The organism is Plectonema cf. radiosum LEGE 06105, from assembly GCF_015207665.1.
GTDB classification, from domain to species: Bacteria; Cyanobacteriota; Cyanobacteriia; order Cyanobacteriales; family Nostocaceae; genus Rivularia; species Rivularia radiosa_A.
Genome location: NZ_JADEWL010000309.1, coordinates 1 through 1,428, shown reverse-complemented (window position 1 = coordinate 1,428; position 1,428 = coordinate 1). Strand labels below are relative to the sequence as shown.

Below are 1,428 nucleotides of genomic sequence, written 5' to 3'. Positions count from 1 at the left end.
ATAAAGGAGAGGGAACTATTTCCCCCCTTAACAAGGGGGGATTAAGGGGGGTGTTTCAGAATTTACAGTCAATAAACCAGATATGCTCTTAAAAATCAATCGCAAACGATGCGGTAACAGCAAAAGGTTTTCCAGGATTAACCCCACCTCCTACGAAACTATAATTCGCCGAACGGAAATAATCGATATCAAACAGGTTTTCGATATTCAATTGGGCACGCCAATTATCCCGTTTATAGAATAAAGCTGCATCGGTACGAAAATAGCTCGGAAGCGTGTAGGTATTATCTAAATCCCTTTGACGTTCCCCTACATAAAACAGCCCCAAACCAAACCCCAATCCTGCAAGATTACCTTTTTGGATTTCGTAGGTTGTCCATAAACTAAATTGATTTTCCGGAACCTTAGCAAGACGATTTCCTTCAAAATCATTTCCTTGGCTATCGGGGTTGTCTTCACTCACAAAAGCATCTAAGTAAGTATAAGCTGCTGTCATCTTCCACCCCGGTGAAATTTCTCCTCCCAAGTTGAGTTCAATTCCGCGACTGGTTTGTTCTCCGGTTTGGATAGAAAAACCCAAGTTATCGGGGTCGTCTGTACTGACGTTTTGTTTGCGAATATCAAAAGCTGCTAAAGTCAGGCTGAGTTTATCAGTTAAATCTGCCTTAGCACCGATTTCAAACTGCCGTCCCCTTTCTGGCTCGAAGGCTTCACCATCAGCGGTTATGCCATAGCCTGGAGTAAACATAAACATTTAAGGAAGTATCGGGGCTGATATCCCACGTAACAGTCGGTGTTATGGAAAAACGGTCGCCATCAACAAAGTCGCGGAAACTACCATAGTCATCGTAGGATGCATTTAAACGATACCGGACTGTTTTGGAATCATTCAACGGTCCAGATAAATCAATAGCTCCTCGATAAGTATCAAAACTTCCTACTGTAAAGGAGGTAGAAGCAAAAGGCTCAAATAAAGGTTTTTTAGAAACCAGATTGATAACTCCACCGGGTTCTCCCTGACCGAATAATACCGAAGCCGGACCTTTGAGTATCTCAACACTTTCGATATCGCTAGTAGTTAATACTCCTATACTAAAGGTAGGAATCCCATCTCGGAAGATACTACTTCGAGTCGCAAAACCTCTAATTTGGAAATTTTCTCCAAAAAAACTCGAACTCCTTCCACCAGTAGAAGTGACACCACCTGCGGTTTCGATTGCATCTCTTAGTTCTGTGACGTTACGATCTTCTAGTACTTGCTGCGGGATCACCTGAATCGACTGGGGAATATCCCGTAATGGTGTGTCAGTTTTGGTCGCAGTCGAACTATTGGGAACCCGATACCCCGAACGCTCACCCGTGACTACCAACTCAATCGTCTCATCTTTCTGGGTTGACCCCTCCCCTTCCCCTCCCCTTGTTAAGGGG

General features: G+C 43.8%; 2 protein-coding genes. Both read right to left on the bottom strand.

What is annotated here, in order from left to right; translation table 11 throughout:
* Positions 1-88: 88 nt before the first annotated feature.
* On the bottom strand, positions 89-748 hold the full coding sequence (locus IQ247_RS32995; RefSeq protein ID WP_228060243.1) for a TonB-dependent siderophore receptor: 660 nt from the start codon (positions 746-748) through the stop codon (positions 89-91).
* Positions 717-1,428 (bottom strand): TonB-dependent siderophore receptor (locus tag IQ247_RS32990; RefSeq protein WP_228060242.1); only part of this gene is annotated, 712 nt, incomplete at its 5' end. The genes IQ247_RS32995 and IQ247_RS32990, both read right to left, overlap by 32 nt.

Bases quoted from the DNA above. Each gene is read 5' to 3' on its own strand.
- IQ247_RS32995 (WP_228060243.1), bottom strand. From the start codon at position 748: ATGTTTACTCCAGGCTATGGCATAACCGCTGATGGTGAAGCCTTCGAG.